General features: G+C 69.6%; 21 protein-coding genes. 10 read left to right on the plus strand and 11 right to left on the minus strand.

Translation table 11 applies throughout. From position 1 onward, the window contains the following. Positions 1-121: 121 nt before the first annotated feature. The 5 genes from ACFVM3_RS29935 to ACFVM3_RS29955 form a co-directional block, all read right to left on the minus strand. Positions 122-2,845, minus strand: coding sequence for an AbfB domain-containing protein (locus ACFVM3_RS29935; RefSeq protein WP_378443288.1), 2,724 nt, complete (start codon positions 2,843-2,845; stop codon positions 122-124). 9 nt (positions 2,846-2,854) lie between these two features. Further along, positions 2,855-3,847: an ABC transporter permease gene (locus ACFVM3_RS29940; RefSeq protein ID WP_199745489.1), complete on the minus strand. Its 993-nt coding sequence runs from the start codon at positions 3,845-3,847 to the stop codon at positions 2,855-2,857. Then, positions 3,844-4,800 (minus strand): ABC transporter permease, encoded by a 957-nt coding sequence (locus tag ACFVM3_RS29945; protein WP_378443289.1) that lies wholly within the window; start codon positions 4,798-4,800, stop codon positions 3,844-3,846. The genes ACFVM3_RS29940 and ACFVM3_RS29945 overlap by 4 nt, the downstream gene beginning before the upstream one ends. A 200-nt stretch (positions 4,801-5,000) precedes the next feature. Next, positions 5,001-6,476, minus strand: coding sequence for a sugar ABC transporter ATP-binding protein (locus ACFVM3_RS29950; RefSeq protein ID WP_378443290.1), 1,476 nt, complete (start codon positions 6,474-6,476; stop codon positions 5,001-5,003). A 2-nt stretch (positions 6,477-6,478) separates the two neighbouring features. Next, on the minus strand, positions 6,479-7,546 hold the full coding sequence (locus ACFVM3_RS29955; protein WP_378443291.1) for an ABC transporter substrate-binding protein: 1,068 nt from the start codon (positions 7,544-7,546) through the stop codon (positions 6,479-6,481). Between the two features lie 161 nt (positions 7,547-7,707). Between ACFVM3_RS29955 and ACFVM3_RS29960 the strand changes: the two genes are divergently transcribed. The 5 genes from ACFVM3_RS29960 (at position 7,708) to ACFVM3_RS29980 (ending at position 12,468) form a co-directional block, all read left to right on the plus strand. Continuing rightward, a complete protein-coding gene (locus tag ACFVM3_RS29960) occupies positions 7,708-8,706 on the plus strand; it encodes a LacI family DNA-binding transcriptional regulator (protein ID WP_378443292.1) in 999 nt (332 codons plus the stop codon). Positions 8,707-8,866: 160 nt separating this feature from the next. Continuing rightward, on the plus strand, positions 8,867-9,970 hold the full coding sequence (locus tag ACFVM3_RS29965) for a sensor histidine kinase (protein ID WP_378443293.1): 1,104 nt from the start codon (positions 8,867-8,869) through the stop codon (positions 9,968-9,970). Next, positions 9,967-10,608 (plus strand): response regulator, encoded by a 642-nt coding sequence (locus ACFVM3_RS29970; RefSeq protein ID WP_378443294.1) that lies wholly within the window; start codon positions 9,967-9,969, stop codon positions 10,606-10,608. The genes ACFVM3_RS29965 and ACFVM3_RS29970 overlap by 4 nt, the downstream gene beginning before the upstream one ends. Before the next feature lie 115 nt (positions 10,609-10,723). Next, positions 10,724-11,122, plus strand: coding sequence for a hypothetical protein (locus tag ACFVM3_RS29975; protein ID WP_378443295.1), 399 nt, complete (start codon positions 10,724-10,726; stop codon positions 11,120-11,122). Positions 11,123-11,124: 2 nt separating this feature from the next. Continuing rightward, the gene (locus ACFVM3_RS29980) at positions 11,125-12,468 is read left to right on the plus strand and encodes a GlxA family transcriptional regulator (protein WP_378443296.1); all 1,344 of its coding nucleotides are present in this window, start codon (positions 11,125-11,127) and stop codon (positions 12,466-12,468) included. Here ACFVM3_RS29980 and ACFVM3_RS29985 read toward each other — a convergent pair. Genes ACFVM3_RS29985 through ACFVM3_RS29995 form a run of 3 tightly spaced genes read right to left on the minus strand, consistent with a single transcriptional unit; the run spans position 12,423 to position 14,733 of the window. Next, positions 12,423-12,779 (minus strand): antibiotic biosynthesis monooxygenase family protein, encoded by a 357-nt coding sequence (locus tag ACFVM3_RS29985; protein WP_378443297.1) that lies wholly within the window; start codon positions 12,777-12,779, stop codon positions 12,423-12,425. The genes ACFVM3_RS29980 and ACFVM3_RS29985 overlap by 46 nt on opposite strands. Before the next feature lie 56 nt (positions 12,780-12,835). Continuing rightward, positions 12,836-13,486: a response regulator gene (locus ACFVM3_RS29990; RefSeq protein ID WP_378443298.1), complete on the minus strand. Its 651-nt coding sequence runs from the start codon at positions 13,484-13,486 to the stop codon at positions 12,836-12,838. After that, entirely contained in the window at positions 13,483-14,733 is a 1,251-nt protein-coding gene (locus ACFVM3_RS29995) for a sensor histidine kinase (RefSeq protein WP_378443299.1), read from the minus strand. The genes ACFVM3_RS29990 and ACFVM3_RS29995 overlap by 4 nt, the downstream gene beginning before the upstream one ends. Before the next feature lie 119 nt (positions 14,734-14,852). On the opposite strand from ACFVM3_RS29995, the gene ACFVM3_RS30000 reads away from it, so the two are divergent. The 3 genes from ACFVM3_RS30000 to ACFVM3_RS30010 are packed head-to-tail and all read left to right on the plus strand — an operon-like array spanning position 14,853 to position 18,595. Then, positions 14,853-15,626 (plus strand): ABC transporter ATP-binding protein, encoded by a 774-nt coding sequence (locus ACFVM3_RS30000; protein WP_378443300.1) that lies wholly within the window; start codon positions 14,853-14,855, stop codon positions 15,624-15,626. Continuing rightward, positions 15,611-17,188 (plus strand): hypothetical protein, encoded by a 1,578-nt coding sequence (locus ACFVM3_RS30005; protein ID WP_378443301.1) that lies wholly within the window; start codon positions 15,611-15,613, stop codon positions 17,186-17,188. The genes ACFVM3_RS30000 and ACFVM3_RS30005 overlap by 16 nt, the downstream gene beginning before the upstream one ends. Before the next feature lie 57 nt (positions 17,189-17,245). After that, the gene (locus ACFVM3_RS30010; protein ID WP_378443302.1) at positions 17,246-18,595 is read left to right on the plus strand and encodes a DUF2252 domain-containing protein; all 1,350 of its coding nucleotides are present in this window, start codon (positions 17,246-17,248) and stop codon (positions 18,593-18,595) included. 19 nt (positions 18,596-18,614) lie between these two features. On the opposite strand, the gene ACFVM3_RS30015 is transcribed toward ACFVM3_RS30010, so the two are convergent. The 3 genes from ACFVM3_RS30015 to ACFVM3_RS30025 are packed head-to-tail and all read right to left on the minus strand — an operon-like array spanning position 18,615 to position 23,441. Further along, positions 18,615-21,185, minus strand: a complete 2,571-nt coding sequence (locus ACFVM3_RS30015) for an FtsX-like permease family protein (protein WP_378443303.1) — start codon at positions 21,183-21,185, stop codon at positions 18,615-18,617. 4 nt (positions 21,186-21,189) lie between these two features. Further along, the gene (locus ACFVM3_RS30020) at positions 21,190-21,930 is read right to left on the minus strand and encodes an ABC transporter ATP-binding protein (RefSeq protein ID WP_378443327.1); all 741 of its coding nucleotides are present in this window, start codon (positions 21,928-21,930) and stop codon (positions 21,190-21,192) included. 38 nt (positions 21,931-21,968) lie between these two features. Next, the gene (locus tag ACFVM3_RS30025) at positions 21,969-23,441 is read right to left on the minus strand and encodes an amidase (RefSeq protein ID WP_378443304.1); all 1,473 of its coding nucleotides are present in this window, start codon (positions 23,439-23,441) and stop codon (positions 21,969-21,971) included. 159 nt (positions 23,442-23,600) lie between these two features. Between ACFVM3_RS30025 and ACFVM3_RS30030 the strand changes: the two genes are divergently transcribed. Together ACFVM3_RS30030 and ACFVM3_RS30035 are read left to right on the plus strand one after the other, a co-directional pair. Continuing rightward, positions 23,601-24,923, plus strand: coding sequence for an MFS transporter (locus ACFVM3_RS30030; protein ID WP_378443305.1), 1,323 nt, complete (start codon positions 23,601-23,603; stop codon positions 24,921-24,923). Beyond that, positions 24,920-25,483 (plus strand): nuclear transport factor 2 family protein, encoded by a 564-nt coding sequence (locus ACFVM3_RS30035; protein WP_378443306.1) that lies wholly within the window; start codon positions 24,920-24,922, stop codon positions 25,481-25,483. The genes ACFVM3_RS30030 and ACFVM3_RS30035 overlap by 4 nt, the downstream gene beginning before the upstream one ends. The last annotated feature ends 105 nt before the right edge of the window (positions 25,484-25,588 follow it).

Genomic DNA, 25,588 nt, shown 5'->3' on the forward strand with positions numbered 1-25,588 from the left:
CCCCGCAAAACCCTCAACTGGGACACCCCAGCCGAACGACTCAACAAGCTACTGTCCTAACAGGAGCACGTTGCGACGATCGCATGAATCCACCCGGTCCTTGCCGCTCACGAGCCCGGACTTACGGAGTCCAGGCGGCGGAGACCGCCCAGGTCACGTCCTGGTCGTACGAGACCGGGTTGTCGAACGGGTGACCACCGCCGCTGGCGGCGACATAGACCTCCTCGGCGTAGTGCCGCATGTTCGTGCCCAGTTCGTTCACCGACGCCAGGCGGACGCCACCGGGCGCGGGCTGCGCGCAGAACGTCGCGTCCTTCCGAAACAGGTCGGTGTTGTCGTTTCCGGCCAGCCGCACCCGGAAATCCGCGTGTCGCAGGAACTGGCCCGGGTAGTTGCGCGCCTCCAGCGAATAGCACGACGGATCGGCGAGCCCGCGCCGCACGACGAACGTCGCGTCCGCCTTCAGCAGTGCCGCACTCGACGCGTTCACCACGTCCGTCCGCGCCAGGCCGTCACGATGCCGCAGGAAACGGTCCGTGAAGCCGGGAGTCGTCACCTTGAACGACCTCGCCTGGTCCAGCGGCAGATCCGCGCCGCTGCGCCAAAGCGGGACCGACGCCGCCCATGTCGTGTCCGCCGCGAAACTCGACGGCGTGTCCCACGGGTTCGCCCCGCCACTGCGCGCCAGATAGACGGTCGCGGCGTAGTGCCGGAGGTACGCGCCACGCTGGTTGAAGGACTCCAGAGCCGTTCCGCCGGCACCTTCCCTCGCGCAGAAGGTCGCGTCCCCCGCGAACAGCGCCGAACCATCGTTCGGGTCCTTGCGGATCCGCGACGACGCGTGCCGCAGGAAATGCCCGGGATAGTTCCGCGACTCGAACGACAGGCACGACGCGTCGGCCAGCCCCTGCCGGGCCCAGAACGTCGCGTCCTTCTTGGCGAGATCCGCGCTGCCCTCGCCAAGGACGTCAGTCCGCACGAAGTCGTCCTGGTGCCGCAGATAGCGATCCGTGTACCCGGCCGTCGTGACCCGCAGTGACACCGGCTCGCCCCGCCCCACCTCGGTGCCCTTGGCGATGGCGAGCACCTTCTGGTTGATCTCGCGCACTCGCGCCTCGGTCATCTTCAGCACACGGCGGTCGTAGGTGTAGAAGCCGTTGACCTCGTTCTCGACGTCGTACGGCTCGGTGTAGACCGACGCCGAAAGCCCGCGGCCGTGCACGAACCGTCCGACCTGCTTGGTGATCTCCACGTACCGGTTCGTCAACGACGTCTCGTCCGGATACAGCGCGCCGTACGCGAAGCCCTTGCCCGGTTCCCACTCGTGCCCGACGACGCGTCGCCCGAGGCCGCCGTACTCACCCAGCACGGCGATCCGGCGCGCGTCGGGTTGCCGCGTACCGGTGGAGACCTGGTACGCGTGATCGTCGATCACGTCGCCGTTGCCCGGATCCGGGTCGGACACGCAGCAGTTGGATCCCGAGTTGTGGTTGATCAGCCTCGTGTCGTCAATCGAGCGGACCAGATCGACGATCCGGCCGGCGTCGTACTCGCCCCAGCCTTCGTTGAACGGCACCCACTGCACGATCGACGTGATGCCCTTGTGCTGCTCGATCATCCGCCGCAGTTCGGACTCGAAGTTCACGTGCCCGTTCGGGACTTCGTCGATCGAGTCGAGCGACGGCATGTCCTGCCAGACCATCAGCCCGAGCCGGTCGGCATGGTAGAACCACCGCGCGGGCTCGACCTTGATGTGCTTGCGGACCATGTTGAAGCCAAGCGCCTTCTGCCGTTCGAGGTCGAACCGCAGCGCCTCGTCGGTCGGCGCGGTGTAGATGCCGTCCGGCCAGTATCCCTGGTCCAGCGTGCCCAGCTGGAAGACGAACTTGCCGTTGAGCAGCGGCCGCATCACGCCGCCGACCATCGCCTTGCCCAGCGACCGCATGCCGAAGTACCCGGTGACGACGTCACCTCCCGGCAACCGGACGCGCAGGTCGTAGAGGAACGGGTCGTCCGGCGACCACAGCCGCGCGTTCGGCACCGGGACCCGCAAACGGGAACCGACGGCACCGGTGGCGGTGCCGACCACTTGACCACCCGAAAGGACTTCGGCGGTCGCTTGCTGCCCGGCGGTCCCTTGGACGACGAGGTCGAGCGCCCCGCCGGGAACGTCGGGGGTGGTGTCGAGCCGCGTGATGTGCTCGGCACGCACCGGCTCCAGCCAGACCGTCTGCCAGATCCCCGACGCCGCCGTATAGAAGATGCCGCTGGGTGTCTTGCGCTGCTTCCCTACCGGGTACCGGCTTCCGTCGACAGGAGACGCGACCCCGACGACGATCTCGTTCTCCCCCGCCTTGAGCGCCGGGGTGATGTCGAACGAGAACGCGTCGAAACCACCGGTGTGGCTCCCGACCTGCGTCCCGTTGACCCAGACCCTGGTCTCCCAGGTGACGGCACCGAAGTTGAGCTTCACCCGCCGGCCGTCCCAAGTGGACGGAACGGTGAACGTCCGGCGGTAGAACATGTTGTCTTCGTGCCGTTTGATCCCCGAAAGCATCGACTCGATCGGGTAGGGCACGAGGACGTTCTCGGCGAGCGGCCTGCCGATCGGCGGCGAGTTCAGGTTCGGCGCACCGGTGAAGCCCCAGGTCCCGTTGAGGTTGAGCCACTCCGACCGCACCAGTTGCGGGCGCGGGTACTCGGGCAGCGCGTTCGACGGCGAGACCTGATCGGTCCATGGGGTGGGCAACGGGACGGGGGCGGCTTGGGCGACGGGGACGAGTGTCGTCGCGGCGGCCAGCAGACCGGCCACGACGCTCAGGGCGCGCGCGGTTCTTCGGTGCATGCGATCTCCCTATCTCCGGGCGGTCGTGCGGGCCAATGACCGTTGCAGCACAACGACCACCAAGAGGAACGCACCGCTGACCACCGACTGGTAGTTGCTGTCGAGAGTTCCTATCTGGTTGATGACGTTCTGGATGACCGTTCGGATGCCCACACCGATGACGGTTCCGAGAATCGTGCCCATTCCGCCGGTCAGGAGGGTGCCGCCGATGACGACGACGGAGATGGCGTCCAGTTCGAGGCCGACCCCGATCACCGTGACACCGGATTGCAGGTACGCCGCGGTGAGCGCGCCCGCGAGCCCGGACAGGACACCGCTCATCACGTAGACGGTGACCTTGGTGCGCGCCACCGGCAGTCCCATCAGTTTCGCCGACTGTTCCGAGCCGCCGGTCGCGAACACCGACTGCCCGAACCGCGTCCGCCGCAACAGCAGCCCGCCGACCAGGCAGAGCGCCGCCGCGATGAACACCGGATAGCCGAACCCGAACAGTGTGCCTCGCCCGAGTTCGACGAACGCCTCGCCTTCCGGGATCTTGTACGTCGTCGCGCCCTCGCTGGTGATCGCGAGCAGCAGCCCGCGGGCGAACAGCAGTGACGCCAGCGTGACGATGAACGGTGCCATCCCGGTCTTCGCGACGAGCAGGCCGTTGATCAGGCCGATCAGCCCGCACACCGCCAGCGGCAGCAGGAGCGCGACGAGGAATCCCCATTGCGAGCCGTAGGCGGCGAGGACCCCGCCGAGCGCGTAGACCGACCCCACCGACAGGTCGATCCCGCCGGTGATGATCACGAACGTCATCCCGAGCGCGATGATCGCGAGGAACGAGCTCTGCAACGCGATGTCGCGCAGGTTGTCCAGGCTGCCGAAGCGCGGGAACAGCAGCCACGCGACGGCGACCATGAGCACCAGCGCGATCGCCGCGCCCTGTTTCTGCAGCACTCCGGTCATCAGCTCGCGCCGAGTGGAATCCTGGGCGGCCATCGTGGGCGCCGCGGTCATCGGCTGCTCCGTTCCCGTGCGACGTACACCGCGACGACGATGATCGCGGCCTGGATCATCTGCGCGGTCGAATCCGGCAGGTTGTGCTTGATGAGCGTGGCGCGGACGAGTTGCATGAGCAGGACACCCATCACCGTGCCGAGGATGCGGACCCGGCCGCCGGTCAGCGGGGTGCCGCCGACCACGACCGCGGTGATCGCGGACAGTTCCATCAGCAGGCCGGCGTCCGCGGGGTCGCCCGCGCCGAGGCGGGCGGTGGAGAGCACCCCGGCCAGTGCCGCGAGCAGCCCGCAGATCGCATAGACGCCGACGAGCACGCGAGTGACCGGCAGCCCGGCGAGCACGCTGGCCCGCCGGTTGCCGCCGATCGCGACCAGCCGCCTGCCGAACGCCGTCTTCCCGACCAGCGCCGCCATCAGCACGGCCAGTACGGCCGCGATGAGCACGCTCACCGGGATCCCGAGCACCTCGCCGGTGCCGAGCGCGAGGAAGCCCGGATCGTGCAGCTGGATCAGCTGGCCGTCGGCGAGCACCAGCGCGAGCCCGCGCCCGCCGACCAGCAACGCCAGTGTCGCCACGATGGGTTGAATCCCGACTCTGGCCACGAGAACGCCGTTGAACGCCCCCGCCGCCAGCCCCGCGGCGAGCGCGACGGCGACCGCGGGCAGCGTTCCGTAGCCGAGGTACAGCGGGACGAGCGCGGCCGACAGCGCCATCACCGCGCCCACCGACAGGTCGACGCCCTCGGTGCCGATGACCAGTGCCATCCCGAGCGCGACGACCAGTACCGGCGCGGCCTGGATGAGCTGGGTGCGGAAGTTGCCGACGGTCAGGAAGTTCGCCGTGAACGCGATGTTGAACAGGACGAGCGCGACGACGGCGACGTACACGCCGTACTCCTGCAGCCACCGCGCCACCCGGGTCCGGTCCACCGTTTTCGCCGTATCCGTCATGGTGGGTCCCGGTTCCTCCGTTCTCCGCTGGGTGCTAGTGGTTGCCATCGGATGTCCTTCGGGGGTATTCGGCGGATCCAGGTTTCCGCTGGGCGTGCGGCCGCGAGGGCCTCGTACCGGGTTGTACTCGGGCATCACGGCCGTGCGTCCAGCGGGAAGCTGGGCCGTCGAGATCGCCGGAGGACATCCGATGGTGACCACTAGTCATCCGCACCGCCCGAGGCGATCGCGGCCAGCACGTGGTCCTGGGTGAGCCGGTCCCCCGCCAGCTCCCCGACCACCGCGCCGTCCTTGAGCACGATCAGCCGGTCGGCGCCGTCGAGGAGTTCGTCCATCTCCGACGAGATCAGCAGGACGGCGAGCCCGTCTTTCGCGAGTTCGTCGATGAGCGCCTGCACCTCCGCCTTCGCGCCGACGTCGATCCCCCGGGTCGGTTCGTCGAGCAGCAGCACCTTCGGTTCGGTACAGAGCCAGCGGGCGAGCAGCACCTTCTGCTGATTGCCCCCGGAGAGCTCCGCGACCTTCTGATCCGGGCTGGACACCTTGATCCGCAGGCGTTTCACGAACGTGTCGACGATCCTGTCCTGCCTCGCCCGGCTGACCAGGCCGAAACGGGACAGCTTCGGCAACGCGGCGAGCACGATGTTCTCCCGTACCGAGAGATGCGGGATGATGCCCTCGGTCTTGCGGTCTTCGGCGAGCATGCTGACCCCCGCGCGCATCGCGGCGGCCACGTTCCCTTGCGGGACTTGCCTTCCGCCGACGAGGACGGTGCCGCCGGACAGCGGCAGATCGCCGACGATCGCCCGCGCGGTCTCGGTCCGGCCGGAGCCGAGCAGCCCCGCGAGGCCGACGATCTCGCCGGGTCTGATCTCCACCGACACCCCGGACAGGCGGTTGCCGCTGGTGAGGTTCTCCGCTTGCAGCACCGGTTCCCGGCCGGCCTCGTGGTCGCCCTCGAAGGCCGTCGCGCCATGCGAACGGATGTCGCCGACGCTGCGGCCGAGCATCATCGACACCAGTTCCAGCCGCGGCAGGTCGGCGAGCGGTCCGGTGTGGACCCGCTTGCCGTCCCGCAGCACCGTCACCCGTTCGCAGATCCGGTACAGCTCGTCCATGCGGTGGCTGACGTACACGATCGCGATCCCGCGTTCGTGCAGCCTGCCGATGACCTCGAACAGCGTCTCGACCTCACGCGGCTCCAACGAGGACGTCGGCTCGTCCATGATCACGACGTCGGCGTCGACCGACACCGCGCGGGCCAGCGCCACCATCTGCTGCGCGCCGACCCCGAGCGTCCCGAGTGGACGGCGGACGTCGGCGTCGATGCCGTAGTCCTTCAGCAGCGCCGCCGCGTCGGCGTTCATCCGCGCCCAGTCCACCAGCCCGAGCCGCTTCCTCGGCTCGCGGCCGAGGTACACGTTGCTCGCCACGCTCATCAGCGGGATGAGGTTGACCTCCTGGTAGATGGTGGAGATCGCGCCCCGCGCGTGGATCGTGCCGGAGTCCGGCTTGTGCACGCCGGTGAGCACCTTGATCAGCGTCGATTTCCCGGCGCCGTTCTCGCCAACCAGCGCATGCACCTCGCCCGGCCGCAGCGCGAACGACACGTCGTCGAGCGCGCGCACCCCGGCGAACGTCTTCGTCACGCCTTCGACCTCGAGAACCGGTTCCATCGTCAGTACGCGTTCCCGAGCTTCTGGGCCGCGTTCGCCGAGTCGTACTGGTCGTCGGAGATCACCACGGTCGGCGGGATCTCCTTGCCCGCGGCGAAGTCCTGCAGCGTGGAAAAGGCGAGCGGGCCGAAGCGCGGGTTGGACTCGATCACCGCGTTGTAGCTGCCGTCGGCGATGAGCTGGACGGCGTTGCGGGTGCCGTCGATCGAGACGATCTTGACGTCCTTGCCCGGCGTCTTGCCCGCGGCCTTGAGCGCGGTGACCGCGCCGATGCCCATCTCGTCGTTCTCGGCGTAGACGGCGGTGATCTCCGGATTGCTCTGGATGAGCTGCTCCATGACCGCCTGGCCCTTGGACCGGTCGAACTCGCCGGTCTGCTCGGCGACGATCTGGATCCCCGTGGTCGCGGCGATCTCGTCCTTGAACCCCTTGGTGCGGTCGGTGGTCACGTTGTTGCCGGACGTGCCGAGCAGGATCGCGACCTTGCCGGTGCCGCCGGTGGCCTTCACCATCTCCTGCGCGGCGCGTTTGCCCTGCTCGACGAAGTTGGAGCCGATGAAGGTCAGGTAGTCGGTGCACGGCTGGGAGGTCACCTTGCGGTCGATCGTGACGACCGGGACCTTCTTGGCCTTCGCCGCGTCGAGGGCTGGCTGAAGGCCGTCGGAGTTCAGCGGGGCGACGATGAGCAGCTGCGCGCCCCGGTCCAGCAACGACTTGATGTCGCTGATCTGCTTGTTGAGATCGCTCTGCGCGTTGGTGATCAGGAGTTTGTCCGCCGGGACACCGAGTTTCGTCGCTTCGTCCTTGATGGACTGCGTCTCGGCGATGCGGAACGGGTTCGCCTCCTTCTCCGACTGGGAGAAGCCGATGACCGCGTTCTTCACGTCCACCTGCGGGTAGCCGGTCTTCTCGCGGGCGCATCCCGGCCCTGTGGCCTGGTTCGGCGCCGCCGAAGCGGCCGGTCCCGCCCCCGACGGGGCGGATTGCTGGGTCTCGCGGCTGGTGCAGGCCGTCAGCGCGAGCGCGAGGCCGGTCACCAGGAGCAGGGTGCGGCGGATGGGCAGGGACATCGATCGCTCCTCGGGGAAGTCGAGCACACGGATCTGCGGTGACCCATGTCACTCATAGGGACGATGCCAGATTTACATCGTTGGTACAACGTTGTAAATCCGCCGTTCGCGCGGCTAGGCTGTGCCGGATCTGTGCCGGAGCACTGCAGAGGGGAGCGAGGGTGGCCACGCTCAAGGACGTCGCCAAGCTTGCGGGCGTCTCGGTCAAGACCGTGTCGAACGTGGTCAACGGCTACGACTTCGTCAAACCGGAGAACCGCAAGCGCGTCGAGGAGGCACTGGCGTCGACCGGTTACCGGCCCAACCTGGGCGCCCGCAACCTCCGCCGCGGCCGCACCGGGTTCCTCGGGCTGATGCTGCCCGAGCTGAGCATCCCGTACTTCGGCGAGCTGGCGGGCCTGGTGCTGCAGGCGGCGCAGGAGCACGAGTGGAACGTCCTGATCGAACAGACCCTCGGCACCAGGGAGCGCGAGCGCGACGCGCTGTCCGCGCTCGGCCCGCATCTGATCGACGGTGCGATCATCAGCCCGGAAGCGTTGCACACCAACGACTTCGAGGATCTCGCACCGGGCGTTCCACTGGTGATGCTCGGTGAGCACGTCGTCGATGTCCCGATAGACCACGTCGGCATCGACAACGTCCAGGCCGCCAGGATCGCGGTGCGGCACCTGATCTCGCTCGGCCGCCGCCGGATCGCCGCGATCGGCGCGCATCCGCAGCGCCACACCGCCGCGCAACGGCTGGAGGGTTACCACTCCGCGCTCGAAGAAGCGGGGCTCGTGCCCATTCCGGAACTGGTCCTGCCCGCCCTGCGTTACCACCGCGCCAACGGTGCCGAAGCGATGGCGCATCTCCTCGCACTTCCGGAGCCACCCGACGCGGTCTTCTGCTTCAACGACCTCCTCGCCATCGGTGCCCTGCGCGCCGCGGCCGAACGCGGTGTCCAGGTGCCGTCGGACATGGCGATCGTCGGCTTCGACAACAACGAGGAGAGCGCGTACAGCCTGCCGTCGCTGACGACGATCGCGCCGGACAAGGCGGCGATCGCGCGGGCCGCGGTCGATCTGCTGCGGCGGCGTATCGCGGGCGGGAGCGAGCTGGAACCCGAAGACGTCCAGACACCTTTCTCGCTGGAGATCCGGAACAGCACGATCGCCTGACTCCCGCATTCAGAGGACGAAACGCGTAACTCGCGTGATCAGACGCGGAACTCACGTGATTGAACGGCGAACTCGCGTGTGCGGCGTCTGATCACGCGAGTTACGTCTCTGATCACGCGAGTTCGCCCATCTGGCCCGCCGTACGTGGCATTGTGTGTCCGTGAACCGGGCCCTGGCCGCACTGACCCTCGTCGCGTACGTGACGTTGCCGCTCGGCTCGGCCAAATACGAGACGCTCGTGCTGCCGACACTCCTCGCCGGGCTGGTCTACGCGGCGATCGCGATCGCCGGCTTCCCCTGGGTCCAGAGACACGGACGCGCGTGGGCGATAGCGTACGTCTGCGTTCAGTTACCGCTCGGCTTCACCCTGTTCTCGCTTTCGGGAGCCGCGATCGGGGCCGTCCTGCTTCTCGTGGTCCTCGTCTGCCACACCGTGTTGCTGCTGCCGCTGCCGGTGGCTTTCGGGGTCGCGGTGGTGATCCCGTTGATCCACCTGCCGATGGCACCGCTCGACGGCCTCCGCGAAGGGCTCGGGACGCTGGCGGTCATGATCTTCGCCGCGGTGGTGACCGAGTTGGTCGTCCGGGAGAAGCGGGCGCGGGAGGAGCTGGCCGAGGCGCACGAACGGCTTCGCGACCAGGCCGCGCAGGCCGAACAGCTCGCCACGATCCAGGAACGCAACCGCCTCGCGCGCGACATCCACGACGGGCTCGGTCACCATCTCACCGTCGTCCAGATGATGGTGCAGGCCGCCCGCGCGGTGATCGGCACCGGCGACACGGAACGGGTCGACGAGATGCTCGCGAAGGCACAGGACCAGTCACGTGAGGCGCTGGCGGAGGTCCGCCGTTCCGTGTCGGCGTTGCGGGAGCCGCGTTCCGAATCGCTCGCGGACGCGGTGCGGGCGCTGACGGAAGAGACCTCCGCGGCAGGCGTGCCGACCGGGTTCGAGGTCAGGGGCACCGCGCGGGACATCCGCGCCGACGTGGAGGAGTCGCTGTTCCGGGCGGCCCAGGAGGGACTGACCAACGTGCGCAAGCACGCGCGGGCCACCGCGGCGACCGTGGTGCTCGACTACGCCGCCACCGATCGAGTCCGGCTCGAGGTCCGCGACGACGGTCTCGGGTTCACCGAGGATCCCTCGCCGGACAAGGGTTTCGGTCTCATGGGACTACGCGAGCGGGTCGCCGGGCTCGGTGGCGGTGTCTCGGTCGACTCCGAAGAAGGGAACGGCTCGACGCTCACCGTGGAGGTTCCGGGATGAGCGTCCGGGTACTGATCGTCGACGACCAGGCGTTGTTCCGCGAAGCGTTGGCAACCCTGCTGGAAGTCCAGCCGGAGATCGACGTCGTCGGCGAGGCCGCGAACGGCGAGGAGGCCGTCCGGCGCTGCGCCGAACTCCGTCCCGACGTCGCGCTGATGGATCTGCGGATGCCGGTACTGGACGGGATCGCGGCCACCGCGCGGCTTCGAGCTGAACAGCCGGACGTGCGTGTCCTGGCACTGACCACGTTCGACGACGACGAGGACGTGTTCGCCGCGTTGCGCGCGGGCGCCGTCGGCTATCTGCTCAAGGACGTCTCGTCGACACGACTGGTCGAAGCGCTGGTCGCGGCCCAACGGGGCGAATCGGTGCTGCAGCCGTCGGTCGCGGCGAAGCTCGTCGCGAGGGTGGCCCGGCTGCCCGCCGAGGCACCCCGGCCGTTGACGACCCCGCTTTCGGAGCGTGAACTCGAGGTCGTCCGGCTCCTGGCAGGCGGCCGCAGCAACCGCGAGATCGCCAAGATGCTGTTCCTCGCCGAGGGCACGGTGAAGAACCTCGTGACGAGCGTCCTGTCCAAGCTCCAGGTGCGGGATCGTACCCAGGCCGCCCTGCGCGCGAAGGAACTCGGCCTGTTCTGAGGGTGCAGGCAGCGAGAGCACCGGTCACATGACCTCGCACATGACTTCCGGCACCTGCTCTCGTACCCCGCCCCGGCCGAACATTGCTCCCATCGCATCGACCGAGGGAGCCGAAATGAACCACACGACCGAGCAGAAGACCCGAAAGCAAGCCGTCCTGCACTTCATCCGCCACGCCGTCGAGATGCTGATCGCCATGGTGGCCGGGATGATCGTCCTGGAGCCGGTCTGGTCGTTCCTGTGGCCGGGCCTCGCCGGGAACGTGACCGCGAACGCGCTGGTGATGGCGACGAACATGTCGCTCGGGATGGCCCTGTGGATGCGGATCCGGCGCCACGGCTGGGCTTCGATCGCCGAGATGTCGGCCGCGATGTACCTGCCCTACGTGCTGTTCCTGCCGTTCTTCTGGACCGGCCTGGTCTCGGGACCGACGCTGATGACGGCAGGGCACGTGCTGATGGTGCCCGCGATGCTCGCCGCCATGGTCCGCCGGCGCGCCGAGTACGGGTTCTGACCATGCGAGCCTTCGTCCGGGTAACGCTGACCGTGCTGGCGTTCACCGTCGCCGCGCTGGCGCTGCCCGTCACGCTCGGCGCGGTCACCCTCAGCGCCAGCTTCGAAAACCGCTATAAGCAGAGAACCGACGGGAGCGCGCCGCGCCCGGCCCACCGGCCGCACGATCCCGCGAAGCCCACCGCGGTGGTCGTCGTGGGGAACGAAGGTGCGGTCGTCTCCGACGCGCTCGCGCCCTACGAGGTCCTGGCGGCGGCCGGCGCGTTCAACGTCTACACCGTCGCGCCGGAGGCCAGGCCGGTCACGCTGACCGGCGGCCTCGACCTGATCCCCGACCTGGGTTTCGCCGATCTCGACAGACTGCTTTCGTCCGCCGCCCCCGACGTCGTGGTGGTACCCGCGCTGCCGGATCTCGGTGAGCCGACCACGCGGCCGGTGACCGATTGGCTGAAGCGGCAGTCGGCGCGGGGCTCGCTGCTCATGAGTGTCTGCAACGGCTCGGGCGTGCTCGCCACGGCCGGGCTTCTCGACGGGAGGAAGGCCACCGCGCACTGGATCCGCATCGGTGGCTTCGACGACGAATTCCCCGCCGTGGACTGGGTTCGAGGCACGCGCTACGTCGACGACGGGAACATCGTGACCACGGCCGGAATCCTCTCCGGGATCGACGGGGCGCTCCATCTCACCGAACGCTTCGCCGGCACCGAAGCCGCGCGCAAGACGGCGGCGGCCGTCGGCTGGACCCACTACTCCCCCGGCTCCAGCCCGCCGATGGAGCAGAACAGCTTCGAAGCTGCGGACACCGTGGTCGGGTTCAACACAGCCTTCCGGTGGGACAAACCGATGCTGGGTGTCCTGCTGACGAACGGGATCCGGGAGCTCGAACTCGCGGCGGTGTTCGACACCTACGGCCAGTCGCTGGCGGTCGAGACGACGGCGGTCGGCCTGGACGGCGCGCCGATCCGGTCCCGGCACGGACTGACCTTCGCACCGCGCGGCACACCGTCGACCGCCGGGCTCGACCGGCTGATCGTGCCCGGCGCCGACGCGGCCGCGAGTCGCGCCGCCGATCGGTACTCGCCGGTGTATCTGCACACCGAGCCGGGATTCCCGTTCGACGCCGTACTCGAAGACCTCGTGCGCACCACGGACACCGCGACCACGCGATGGACGGCCAGGACCTTGGAGTACCCGACCGGCCACCTCGCGCTCGACGGCGACGCGTGGCCGTGGACGGTCACCCTCCGGCCGTTCGGGCTGGCCGTCCTCGGCCTGCTCGCGGCCTTCGGGATCCGCGCCCTCTATCGTCGCCGCGGGCCGGGGCCGGTCTCCCGGACGACGCGGTAGCGGGGGTTGGCGCTCACCAGCGACTCGACCTCACCGGGCAGACCGTCGAGCGCCGCTTGGATGGCCGCGAGCCGTCCGGCGGTGTCCGACGTCTCCTCGAAATGCCGGTAGTCCGCCTCGCTCGCCCAGCTGACGACGTTGACGACCCGCGTCCCGTCCACGCTCGCGTGGAAGCGGGCCGAGACGTAACCCGGATGGAACCGGACCCAGCGCTCCTGGATCTCCGCGAAGGCCTCCACCAACGCCGCCTGGGTCTCCGGCCCGTCGACCGCGTACTCGATGATCGAGTAGAAGCCCTTGTCCTCACTCATGTTCACTCCTCGGAAAGATGGTGAACCCGAGCCTTCACCCTCGACCTAGGTGGAGATCAAGAACGATCCGCTTCGTGGGCGACGATCGCCAGCTGGATCCGGTTGGTCAGGTCGAGCCGGGTCAGGGCGCTGGAGATCGTGGCCTTGATGCTGGACCGCGAAAGATGCAGCCGCTCGGCGATCTCCGCGTTGTTCAGCCCTTCCGCGACCGCGTCCGCGACTTCGCGTTCCCGTTCGGTCAGCAGGGCCATCCGGGTTCTCGCGGCACCGGGGTCCGGCCCCCGCCGCGCCGCCATGGCGATCACGGTCCGGGCGACATCCGGCGACAGCACCGGCTCTCCCGCGGCCGCGCGCCTGACCGCGTCCACGATCTGCTCCGGCGGAGTGTGCTTGAGCAGGAAGCCCGCCGCACCCGCGCGCAGGGCGGCGAGCACGGTCTCGTCGGCGTCGAAGGTCGTCAGCATGACCACGGCGGGTGCCGGGCCACCGGTGCGCTTGCCGAGGGCGGCGGTGGCGGCGACGCCGTCGAGCACCGGCATCCGGACGTCCATCAGCACGACGTCCGGGCACAACCGGGACACGGCGTCACTCACGTCGGCGCCGTCGGCCGCTTCGCCGACGACCTCCACGTCGGTCGCCCCGCCCAGCATGAGCCTGAGTCCGCCACGGACGAGAGGATCGTCGTCGACCACGAGCACCTTGATCACGACGGGCACGGTATCCGAGCCCGCAGACGGAACTCGCCGTCGGTGATCTCCCTGGTCAGTTCCCCGCCGTGCAGGGCGACCCGCTCGGCCAGACCGGTCAGGCCCGCTCCGGCACCGGGAATCTCGCTCGTGGTGACCCCGATCGGGGCGGCGTTGACCACCTGGACCACCACTTCCCCGGCCGCGACGTCGTTCACCAGCACCTCGACGACCGCGCCGGGAGCGTGTTTGCGCGCGTTCGTCAGTCCTTCTTGGACGATCCGGTAGATCGTCCGCTGCACCTGCGGCCGCAGTTCGCCGAGCCCGCCGGAGAACCCGGCCCGGACCTGCTGTCCGCTGAGCCGGGCTTCGTCGACGAGCGCCGGGAGCCGGGCCACCGTCGGCTGCGGCGCCTCACGGCCGTCTTCCTCGTCGGGCCGCTGACGCAGCAGGTCGAGCACCTCGCGCAGTTCCTCAAGCGCCTGGTTCGCGTTGGACCGCACGACCGCCACCACATCCCGGACCTCGGCCGCCGAAGGTTCCGGTGCGGCGCCGCGTTCCGCCTGCGCCGTGCGGTACTCCAGGGCACCGGCGTGCACCGCGAGCAGGGAGATCCGGTGCGCGAGCACGTCGTGCATCTCGCGCGCGATGCGCTGGCGTTCGGCGCGGCGGCTCTCCTCCAGTTCGCTGGCGTGCCCTCGCCGCTCGGCGTCCGCGCGCATCCGCAGGGCCAGTACGACCTGGCGGCGGGCGCGTACCCCGATCCCGGCCGTCACCACGAGCGCCGCCCCGAGCACCAGGCTGATCAACCACGGCAGCGGCTGGCCCGCCGCACCGGGGAAGTACGCGTGGATGTAGGGGACGCTGATCAGCACCGCCACCGAGGTGATCGGCACCGCCGGTTTCCAGCCACGGTGCAACGCGAGCGAGAACAGCAGCAGGATCATCGCGGCCGCGGCGGTGTTCGCCAGCGCCCCGGCCGTCGCCGCGAGGAGACCGCCCGCCACCGGAAACCGCCGCCGCCACCAGATCGCCAGGCAGACCGCCGCGCCCGCGACCGCGTCGGCCACCCGCGTCCAGGGCGGCAGGTTCAGCACGTTCGGCAGTACGAAGTACTCGAATTCGAGGAACCAGACGAGGGCCGCGATCGAGAACATCGTGACGTCCACGGCCCAGTCCCTGGGCGTGCGCCTGCCGGACGACTCCCCCGGCTCGTCGGCGCGGGCGAGTTCGCCGGGCAGCATCCAGCGGTCCACCGTCACGGCCATCCTCGCAGTGTAGGCAAGGGCGGGGCGGCCGGGTGGCCACGATTTTCCGGGCCACCCGGCCATCGATTCCGTCCCGCGGACCGCGGCGCCGCCCGCGTGGCTCCGGTCATCGTGGCCCCATGCAGACCGAAACCGCGCCCGCCCTTCGGCTGGACGGGCTGACGAAGACGTTCTCCGGGAAGTCCGCCGCCGACCGTGTCGGCCTCACTGTGCCCACCGGGTCGCTGACCGGGCTGGTCGGCCCGAACGGCGCGGGCAAGACCACCTCGCTCGCGATGGCGGTCGGGCTGCTCCGCCCGGACGCCGGGACCGCCGCGGTCCACGGCGTCGACGTCTGGGCGGAACCCGTGAAGGCCAAGGCGCTCCTTGGGGTCCTGCCCGACGGCCTCGCCCTGCCGGAACGCCTCACCGGTGCCGAACTGCTCACCTACTGGGGACTGCTCCGGGGGATGGACGCCGATGTCGTCCGCTCTCGGGCGGCCGAGCTGCTGCGGCTCCTCGAACTCGACGAAGCCGAGGAACGCGGGTTGCTCGTCATCGAGTACTCGACCGGGATGCGCAAGAAGATCGGCCTGGCGACGGCGTTGCTGCACGCGCCGAAGGTGCTCGTGCTCGACGAACCGTTCGAGGCCGTCGATCCGGTCTCGGCGCGAGTGCTGCGAGGGATGCTGCTGCGGTTCGTCGCCGCCGGTGGCTCCGTCGTCATCTCGTCGCACGTGATGTCGCTGGTCGAGGATCTGTGCGACCGGGTGGCCGTCATCGCGGACGGCCGGGTGGTGGCGAGCGGCACGCTCGCCGAAGTGCGCGGCGGGGCGTCCCTCGAGGACGTCTTCGTCCGGCTCGTCGGCGATCGCGGTGTCGGGGAGGAGGATCTGCTGTGGTTGGCGACCTGATCCGGCTGAAGCTCACGATCCAGCGGCACACCCTCGGCTGGAAACGCGTCCTCGGCCTCGTCGCCGGGGTCCTGGCGGCCGCGATCACCTGGGCGGTCGTGTTCGTCGCGGAACCCGCCGCCCGCACCGACGTGCTGCTGCTCGTCCTGGCCTTCTGGACGGCGGGCTGGATGATCGGCCCCGTCCTCACCTCCGGCGCCGCGATGCTGCGCCCGGAGTACTTCACCCTCCTCCCGCTCCCGCGGCGACGGCTCGGGGCGGGTCTCCTGGCGTCCGCGTTCGCCGGGGTCGGCGGCGCGGTGACGACGATCGCGGCCTTGGCGCTCATCCCGTACGCGCTCGCCGAAGCGACCGGCACCGCCGCGATCGCTTCGGCCGCCACGGCGATCGTCGGAGCGGCGCTCTTGGTCGTGTTCGTGGTGGCGCTCTCCCGGACCGTCTACGCGTTGCTCGGCGCGGCGATGCGCACGCACCTCGGTGTCGAACTCGCGGCCGTCCAGTACGGCCTGCTGCTGTCGTCGATGACGGCGGGCTGGGCCGTCGTCCGGCCGGTACTGGAGTCGGTCCCGGCGTTCCTGCGTGACGGTTTCGGCGCGATCCCCGCCCGCGCGGTGTTGGAATGGACGCCTTTCGGGCTTCCGTTGCGTGCCGCCGGCGAGATGGGGGCAGGACGGCCGTTGCCCGCGCTCGGCTCGCTCGCTCTCCTGGCCGCCGCGACGGCGGTCGTGGTGGCGGCCGCGATCGCGCTGTCGACCCCGCATGTCGGGAATCGGACGGTTCGGCGCCGCCGTCGCCCATGGGGCAGCCGCGTCCTCACCCGTCCCCGATGGCTGCCAGCGAGCCCGCTCGGCGCGGTCGTCGGCAAGGAACTCCGCACCTGGTGGCGGGACCCGTGGCGGAGCCTGGAGGTGCGCTCGGCGATCTGGTTCGGCGTGTTCATCGCGGTCTACGGCGCGATCGCCGGGGTGCCCGAGATCGCCGGGCTGGCCGGGGTCGCCGTCGCGCTCACCGTGGCGCTCAGCGGCGCGAATCTCTACGGCCAGGACGGCACCGCGCTGTGGCAGCTCGTGGTGGCCGAGAGCCCGGCGACCGTCCGCGCCGACGTCCGCGGCCGCCAGATCGGCCTCACCGTCCTTTTCGGACTTCCCGCGCTCGTGCTGTCGGCGGCCATGATGGCCGCGACCGGGATCTACGCCTACGCGGTGCCGATCCTCGCGGTGGTGATCGCGCTGCTCGGCGTCGGCTGCGGCACCGCGCTGGTGATGTCGGTGCTCGGCGCGACACCCGGAGTGGATCCGCACCGGCGCGTCAACGCCACGGACGCCGGGGAGAACACGGCCGGGATCTTCGCGGCGTTCCAGGTACAGCTGTGGGCGACCGCGCCGACGTCCGCGATGGCCGCGGTGCTGACCTTCGCCGGGGACTCGCTCCCCGCCTGGTTCGGGACTGCGACGCTCGCGGTCGCACTGGTCAACGCGGTGGCGGGCGCTTGGATCGGCGGTATCCTCGCCACCCGCCGGCTGGCGGCACGGCTCCCCGAGACCTTCGCCAAACTGCGGTGAATCCGGCCTGCCCGGCGAACCGACCTGTGGCACCGTGAACGACGACTGGAGGTCGTGATGACAGGTGTGGTCGGGTTGATCCGCGAACGGGGCGAGGACGAACGTCAGGCGCGGATCGTCGAAGTGCTGGTGGAGGCCTTCGAGGACCTCATGCGCGCGGACGCCGACGCGTTCCGCCGCAAGTTCCGCAAGATGGCCGCCGCCCCGTTCGCCTTCTACCGGGGCTCGGCCTGCCTGTTCTACGCGGACATGGCGCATGAGGACGACCCGTGGGCGAACGCCGAAACCAGCCGTGTGTGGATCCAGGGCGACCTGCACGCCGAGAACTTCGGCAGCTACATGGATTCGTCCGGGACGCTGGTGTTCGACGTCAACGACTTCGACGAGGCGTACCTCGGCTGCTTCACCTGGGACCTCAAACGGCTCGCCGCCAGTGTCGCGCTGCTGGCGTGGAGCAAGGCGATCTCGGACGACGATATCGAGAAGCTGATCGGCACTTACCTGCGCGCCTACGTCAAACAGGTCCGCGAGTACGCCGAGCGGCCCGGCGACGAACTCGTCCGGCTCCAGCTGGACAGCACCGAGGGCGTCCTGCACCAGGTCCTGCTGAGGGCCCGCCTCAAGACCCGGATCGACCTGCTCGACGAACTGACCACTGTGAAGGATTACGACCGCAGGTTCCGGCACGGGCCCGGCGTCCGGGTCCTCGAGAAGGCCGAACACGAGACCGCGACCAGGGCCTTCGAGTCCTATTTGGACACCATTCCGGAGAACAAGCGGTTCGGCAGCATCACCTACCGGGTCAAGGACATCGTCGGCCGGACCGGCTTCGGCATCGGCTCCGCCGGGCTGCCCGCGTACAACATCCTCGTCGAAGGCCGGACACAGGCACTGGAGAACGACGTCGTCCTGTCGATGAAACAGGGCAACGTCGCCGCGCCGAGCCGGATCGTGTCCGAAGAGAGTATCCGTGGCTACTTCACCAACGAGGGACACCGCACCGCCGTCTCCCAGCGCGCGTTGCAGGCGCACGCGGATCCCTGGCTGGGTCACACGGAGATCGACGGGACCGGGTTCGTGGTCTCGGAGCTGTCGCCGTACGTCGACGACCTGGACTGGTCGGATCTGACCGAACCGTCGGAGATGGGGCCGGTCCTCGACTACCTCGGCCGGGCCACCGCGAAGATGCACTGTGTGTCCGATTCGGACTCCGAGCAGACCCTCGTCGACTTCCAGAGCGAAGCGGCCATCGCCGGGGTGATCGGCGACCGCGAGGAGGAGTTCGTCCGTACGCTGACCGAGTTCGCGATGGCCTACGCCGAGCAGTCGCGGAACGACCACCGGTTGTTCGTCGACGCCTTCCGCGGCGGGAAGATCCCCGCCGTCCGGCCCGCCGCCGAGGGCTGACCGGACGACGGGGATCGCGCTACTCGCGGAGACCGATCGCCTCGATCGGCTTCGACCGCAGCGCCACACGGGTGGCGAGGCCGAGCGACAGGAGACCGAGCAGGATCGCCCCGGCGACGACCCCGCCGAAGACGGTGATCGTTCCGGACGGCAGCGGGGTGCCGCGCAGGCCGAGGTTCAGCAGGACCAGCGGAATCCCCGCCACCACGGTCCCCAGCAGGACCGCGACGCCTGCCGTCGTCAGCGCTTCGAAGCGCATCATCCGCACCACCTGGCGTTTCGTCGTGCCGATCAGGCGCAGGAGCGCGAACTCCCGGGATCGCTGCGCCGTGCTCATCACCAGCGTGTTCGCCACGGAGATCACGACGTAGCCGAGGATCACCCCGACCGCGACCAGGTTCACGTAGAACTGGGCCTGCTGCTGCCCGCCGGCGGGCGCGGCGACCGCCGATCCCGGCGTCACGACCAGTCCCGGGTAGGGGGCCGCGAGGGCGTTCAGCGCGGCGGTCACGGTGGCGGCGTCCGCGTCGGGCTGCCGTCGCACCAGCACCGAGTCGTCCAGTCGATCGCCGGTGTGCGCCCTGGCGAGGTCCGCGGGCAGCACGTAGCGGCCGAAAGCCTGGTCACGGCTGTACGTGGCGACCAGCCGCAGTTTGGCCGGAGCGCCGTCGCCGAAGTAGAACTCGACCTCGTCGCCGATCTTCTTCTCGTACCAGTCCGCTTCCGATTCGCTCATCGCGACGGTGTTCCCGGTCAGGTCGGTGATCTTGCCCGACACCACGCCCAGCTCGAGGTTCCCGCGGATCTGCGCGCCGTCCAGTCCTTGCGCCGCGTACCGCTCGACGCGCAGGCTGTCCTGTTCCCGCACCGTGTTGATCACCTCGGTGCGGACGACCGGGGTCGCGGCGGCCACGCCGGGAATCCGCCGCGCCGCCTCGGCGACCTCCGGCGAGAGCCCGCCCGTGCTCCCGGCGAGCACGTGGTCCGCCGTGGTCGACTCCACGGTCTCCTCCTGCCTCGCGGCCGCCGCGGAGGTCTGGCTGTAGAACATCGTCAGCGCGAACGAGACCGCCAGCATCACCGGTGTCACCGCGGCGGCGAGGCGCCGCGCGTTGGCCTGGCTGTTCGCCGCGGCCAGATAACCGCTGATCCGAGACGTCCGGTTGAGCACCGGGACGATCAGCCGCGTCATGAACGCGACCACCTTGGGGCCGAGGACGGCCAGCCCGATCACGATGATCAGCGACGAACTTCCCGACGCCGCGAGCCCCGCGTCACCGCGGACGAAGATCGGGACCAGGGATCCGCCGAAACCGGCCACCACCAGCGCGCAGCCGATGATGACGCGCACCCGGCCGAGTTCACGCCGCTCCACCGCGGCCTCGCCGAGCGCCTCCACCGGGCGGATCGACGACGGGCGCCGCGAGGCCGACCAGGCCGCCAAGCGCGCCGTGCCGAGACCGAGCGCCAGCGCGGCGACGAGCGGGATCGGGCTGATCGCCAGTTCGAAGTCCGGCGGGATCACGCCGATGGCCCCGAACGCGTTCCTCAGCCCGAAACCCACCGCCACCCCCAGGCCGCTGCCCAGCACCCCGGCGACCACCGCGACGATCATCGTCTCGGCGCCGATGAGCTTGCGGATCTGCTGGGGAGTCGCCGCGATCGCCCGCAGCAACGCGAACTCCCGGCGTCGCTGGTTGATGACCAGCGCCAGCGTGCTGGCCACGACGAACACAGCGATGAGGAGCGCGAAGCCGCCGAACGAACCCGCCAGCGCCATCAGCAGCATCCGGGTCTGGCTGACGTCGAGGAACTCGACCGTGCTGCGCTCGACCCCGGTCGTCACCGTCACCCTGTCGGTGCCGACCGCGTCGCGGATCCGGTCGGCGAGGTCCCCCGGCGTGACACCCGGGTCCGCCAGCACACCGATCGCGTGCGCCTGGCCGGGTGTCCCGGCGAGTTCGGCGGCTTTCTCCGCCGAGAAGAACACCGCGGATTGCCGAGTGAGGCCGTCGCCCGACTTCGGTGCGGCGATACCGGAGACCCGGAACTCCACCGGCGCCGAGCGGACGGCGATCTTCACCCGCTGACCGGCCGAAACCCCGCTCCGCGACGCCAGATCCGCGTCCAGGACGACCTCGTCGGCACCCGCGGGCGCGCGGCCGTCACGCAGCGAGAACGGCGCCAGAGCCGCGGCGTCCCAGTTGTGGCCCAACGACTGGCCGCCTTCGGGCCCGTTCAGCACCCGGCCGTCGGCCGTCACCACGTTCGCCGGGAAGCTCTGCTCCGCCACCACGCCGCGGACCCCCGGCACCGCGGAGATCGGCCCGGCGATGCTCACCGGCACCGAAGCCTGCTCGGCGACCTGCTGGGTCTCGAGCGGACCGGCGCCAGGCGGGTCGACCGTCTGCTGACCGCCGACGACGACCGCCGCGTCCGCGTACCGCTGCGTCGGGACCCCCGCGCGCAGACCGGATTCCATCAGGATGCCGCATCCGGCGACCAGCGCCGTCCCGCAGAGGATCGCGACGAACGCGCCGATGAACCCGCTCAGGCGGGTCTTCGTCGTCTGCCAAGCCAAATCCCACATGCCGTCACCACTCCCCGAGGTGGGTCATACGCTCGGCGACCCGTTCCGGAGTCGGCTCCGGGAGATGGCCTGCCAGCTTGCCGTCGGCGAGGAACAGCACGCCGTGCGCGGCCGAAGCCGCGACCGGATCGTGGGTGACCATCAGCACGGTCTGGCCCATACCGTCCACAATGGAGCGAAGCAGATCCAGGACCTGGCGCGCGGTGCGCGTGTCCAGCGCCCCGGTCGGTTCGTCGGCAAGGACGACCTCGGGCCGGGTGATCAGCGCGCGGGCGATCGCGACCCGCTGCTGCTGGCCGCCGGAGAGTTCCGACGGGCGGTGTTCGAGCCGCTTCGCGATCCCGACTCCCTCGACGATCTCACGCAACCACTGCGGATCCGGCTTCGTCCCGGCCAACCGCGTCGGCAGCGTGATGTTCTGCAGGACATTCAACGACGGCAACAGGTTGTAGGCCTGGAAGATGAACCCGATCCGGGTCCGCCGCAGTTCGGTGAGCGCTTTCTCGCGCAGCCTGCTCAGCTCCGTGTCCCCCAGCAGCACCCGGCCGGAACTCGGCTTGTCCAGCCCGGCCGCGCAGTGCAGAAAAGTACTCTTGCCCGATCCCGACGGTCCCATCACCGCGGTGAACGTGCCCTTGCGCACCTCGACGGTCACCCCGCTCAAGGCCGTGACCGCGCCGTCGCCGGATCCGTAGACCTTGCTCACGGATTCCAGCGTCAAGGCGCGCGTGCCCCCTGAATTCATCATTTCCCCTTAACCGGTGGTGATCTCTCACCTGAAACCTACGGCCGGGGAGGGCCTGGATCGATCCCACGTGAGGGAAGACTCGTGGTAGCGCTGGCACCACCCTGCGGCGGCCTGCGGGCGGTGAGACCGTTCGCCTTCTCCAGCGCGTGCGCGATCCCGAGCGCGCGCAAGTCGGCGTGCCGTGCGGCGACCACCTGAACCCCGACCGGCAGTCCTTCGCCGGTGAAGCCCGCCGGGACGGCGGTCGCCGGGCACTCCGTCGCGGAGACCAGGTAGGCCGCTCTCATCCAGTGCAGATAGTCCTCCACTTCGGACCCGCCCACCGTCTCCGGGTACTCCAGCTCGGCATCGAAGGGAAGTGCCTGGCTGGCGGGAAGAACGACAGCGTCCACATCGGAGAAATAGGCGCGGACACGATGGAAGAGTTCGGTGCGCAGCCGGATGGCCTCGGCGACGTCCGCACCGGTGAGCGCGCGTCCTTTCGCGACATTCCAGTGGATGGCCTGCTTGACCTTGTCCGGTTCGGCGTCGACGAGGTCACCGACCCCCTGTGCGAAGTTCAGGGCGCGGAAGGTCTGGAAGACCCCCTCGGCTCCGGTCAGGTCGGGACAGCCGGAGACGACTTCGGCACCGAGACCACGCAGCACGTCCACCTGGTCTTCCACGATCGTCGCGACCGCGGCGTCGACCGGCACCCGTCCGCCCAGATCCGGTGAGACCGCGATCCGCAGGCCGTCCAGCCGGGTCGGCAATCCGGCGGCGAACACGGCGCCGGACTCGGGCAACGACAGCGGCGCGCGTTCGTCCGGGCCTGCCTGCACGGACAGCAGCAGTGCCACGTCGGCGACCGTGCGCCCCATCGGACCTTGGACGCCGAGGGTGAACCAGGCGTCTTTCGCCGGCCACGCCGGGACTCGCCCCGGACTCGGACGGTGGCCGACGACGTTGCAGAACGAGGCCGGATTCCGCAGCGATCCGCCCATGTCGCTGCCGTCGGCCAAGGACGTCAGTCCCGCCGCGAGCGCGGCCGCGGCGCCTCCGCTCGAACCGCCCGCGGAGCGGTCCGGCGCATAGGGGTTGCGGGTCAGGCCGAACACCGGGTTGAAGGTGTGCGACCCCGCGCCGAACTCGGGAACGTTCGTCTTGCCGAAGATGATCGCCCCCGCGGCCCGCATCCGGGCGACGACGAGTTCGTCGGCGTCGGGAACGTTGTCCTCGAACGCGGGCGAGCCGAAGGTGGTGCGCATCCCGGCGGTCGCGTGGAGATCCTTCACGGCGAGCGGAAGCCCGTGCAGCGGCCCCAGCCGCCGCCCTGCCGCGTGCGCTTCGTCGGCCGCCGCGGCGGCTGCCCACGCCTTGTCCTCGTCGATACTGACGACGGCGTTCAGTACCGGATTCAGCTCCGCCACGCGACCGAGTGTGGCGTCGAGCAGTTCCCTCGCCGACAACTCGCCGGAGGCGAGCATCCGGGCCTGGGTGGTGGCGGGCAGATCGTTGATCGCGCTCACGCGCGGACCTCCTCGATATCGGTGACTCGGTAGGGAAAACCTTCAGCCCGGCAGCGGGTTCCTCCACTAGGCGCGGCACGTGGAGCTTCCTACGTTGGGACGAACGTTGCCGGGGAGGGGCGCAACGTCGACCGTCCGTCACCGTTCAAGGAAGAGCGCATGACAGCATCCACCGCTCCATCCAGGACCACCTCCGCCCAGACCCGCAGGCTCGCGATCGGCGCGGGTGCCGGAACATCGCTGGAGTTCTTCGACTTCTCGATCTACACGGTCGCCTCCGCGCTGGTCTTCCCCAAGGTGTTCTTCTCCGGCGACACCGACCCCTGGTTCGCCTCGTTCATGAGCCTGACGACCTACACGATCGGCTACGTCGTCGCGCCACTCGGCGCGATCGTGATGGGCTGGGTGGGCGACCGCTACGGCCGCCGCCGCGCCATGCTCATCACCTTCTACCTCATGGGCGCGGCCACCGTTCTGATGGGACTGCTGCCCGGCTACGCCACGATCGGTGTGGCCGCGCCGTTGCTGCTCGTCCTGTTGCGCCTGGTGCACGGATTCTCGCGCGGCGGCGAACTGGGCGGGGCGTCGGTGCTCGCCGTGGAGCACGCCCCGCCGTCGCGGCGGGCGGCGTTCGGCGCGTTCGTCGCGCTCGGGTCGCCGCTGGGCGCGCTGCTGGCGAACCTCGCGTTCGTGCTGATCTTCTACTTGCCGCAGGGCGTCATCACCAGCTGGGGCTGGCGTATCCCGTTCATCGCGGGCGCGGTCGTACTGGCGATCGGTGTCTGGGCGCGGCGTGCACTCGAGGAATCGCCCGTGTTCCACGAGCTCGCGGCGAGCAAATTGGACAAGAAGATCGTCAAACTGCCGATCTGGAACGTCATCCGGGACAACTGGGGCAAACTGCTGCTCGCGGCGGGCGCGAACACCGGGCTCAACGGCGTCATGTTCGTCCTGGCCGGATTCATGCTCTCCTACGCGGCCGGTCCGGCGCCGAAGGGACTCGGCCTGGACATCCAGGACGTGCTGTGGTGCACGTTGCCCGGCCTCGCGCTCCACGCGGTCACGGTCGTGATCGGCGCACGGCTGTCCGACGAGCTGGGCCGCAAACCGGTGATGCTCGCGTCGGCCGTCGCGGTACTGGCCTACATGTTCCTGCTGTTCCCGATCGCCCGGATCGGCACGTTGACCGCCTGGACGCTCGCCATCGCCATCGGTTTCGCGCTCACCGGATTCCTGTTCGGCCCGCTGATCACCTACCTGACCGAACTGTTCACCCCCGAACAACGGCAGTCCGGCGCCGGGCTGGCCTACCAGCTCGGCGCGGTGCTCGGCGGTGGTCTCGCCCCGTCGATGGCGAACCGGCTCATCGAATGGACCGGCACCTCGGCGTCGGTCGGCTACTACCTCGCGGGCGGCATGGCACTGACCGTCGTCTGCCTGCTCGCCCTTCCCGAAACCGCGCCCGTGAGGACCCACCGATGAAGGACGAAATCGCCGAACTGCGTCACCGCGTCGAGGTACTGGAGGCCGAGGCCGAGATCCGCCGGATCCAGGCCCGGTACATGTTCCTCTGCGACACCCCCTGCCCGGAGTGGGGCGTCACCGGCGACGACCACCGCATCGAGCTGATCCTGGAGCTGTACGCCGAAGACGCCGTCTGGGAGGGCGTCGGCGAGTACTACGACGGGCAGTTCGGCCGCGCGGTGGGCAAGGACGGAATCCGGGCGCATTTCGAACGGTTCTGGGGCGAGAAGCGGGATCCGGCGCTGGTCCTCAACGCCCACTACCTGACGTCGGAGCAGATCCACGTCGACGGCGACCGGGCCGAGGGGCAATGGATCCACGTCCAGCCGTGGCTGTACGCCGACGGCACCGGACTCCTGCGCTCCAGCAGGCTCAACAACGCGTTCCGGCGCCAAGACGGCCGCTGGCTCATCACCCGCACGCGGACCGAGAACGTCTTCATCGCCCCGCTGCCCGGCGGTTTCGCGTCGGACTTCCCGGCGGCGTCGGTGCTGATGGCGCCAGGCGGGGGCTCGTGAGTTGGGCGTAACTCGCGTGATCAGAGGCGTAACTCGCGTGATTGGAGGCGCATCTCCGAGTTACGCCTTCAATCACGCGACATCGCCGGTGCTGAAGGGGGCCTT

Origin of the sequence: Amycolatopsis sp. NPDC057786 (assembly GCF_042797905.1) — a bacterium.
In the GTDB taxonomy this organism is placed as follows: Bacteria; Actinomycetota; Actinomycetes; order Mycobacteriales; family Pseudonocardiaceae; genus Amycolatopsis.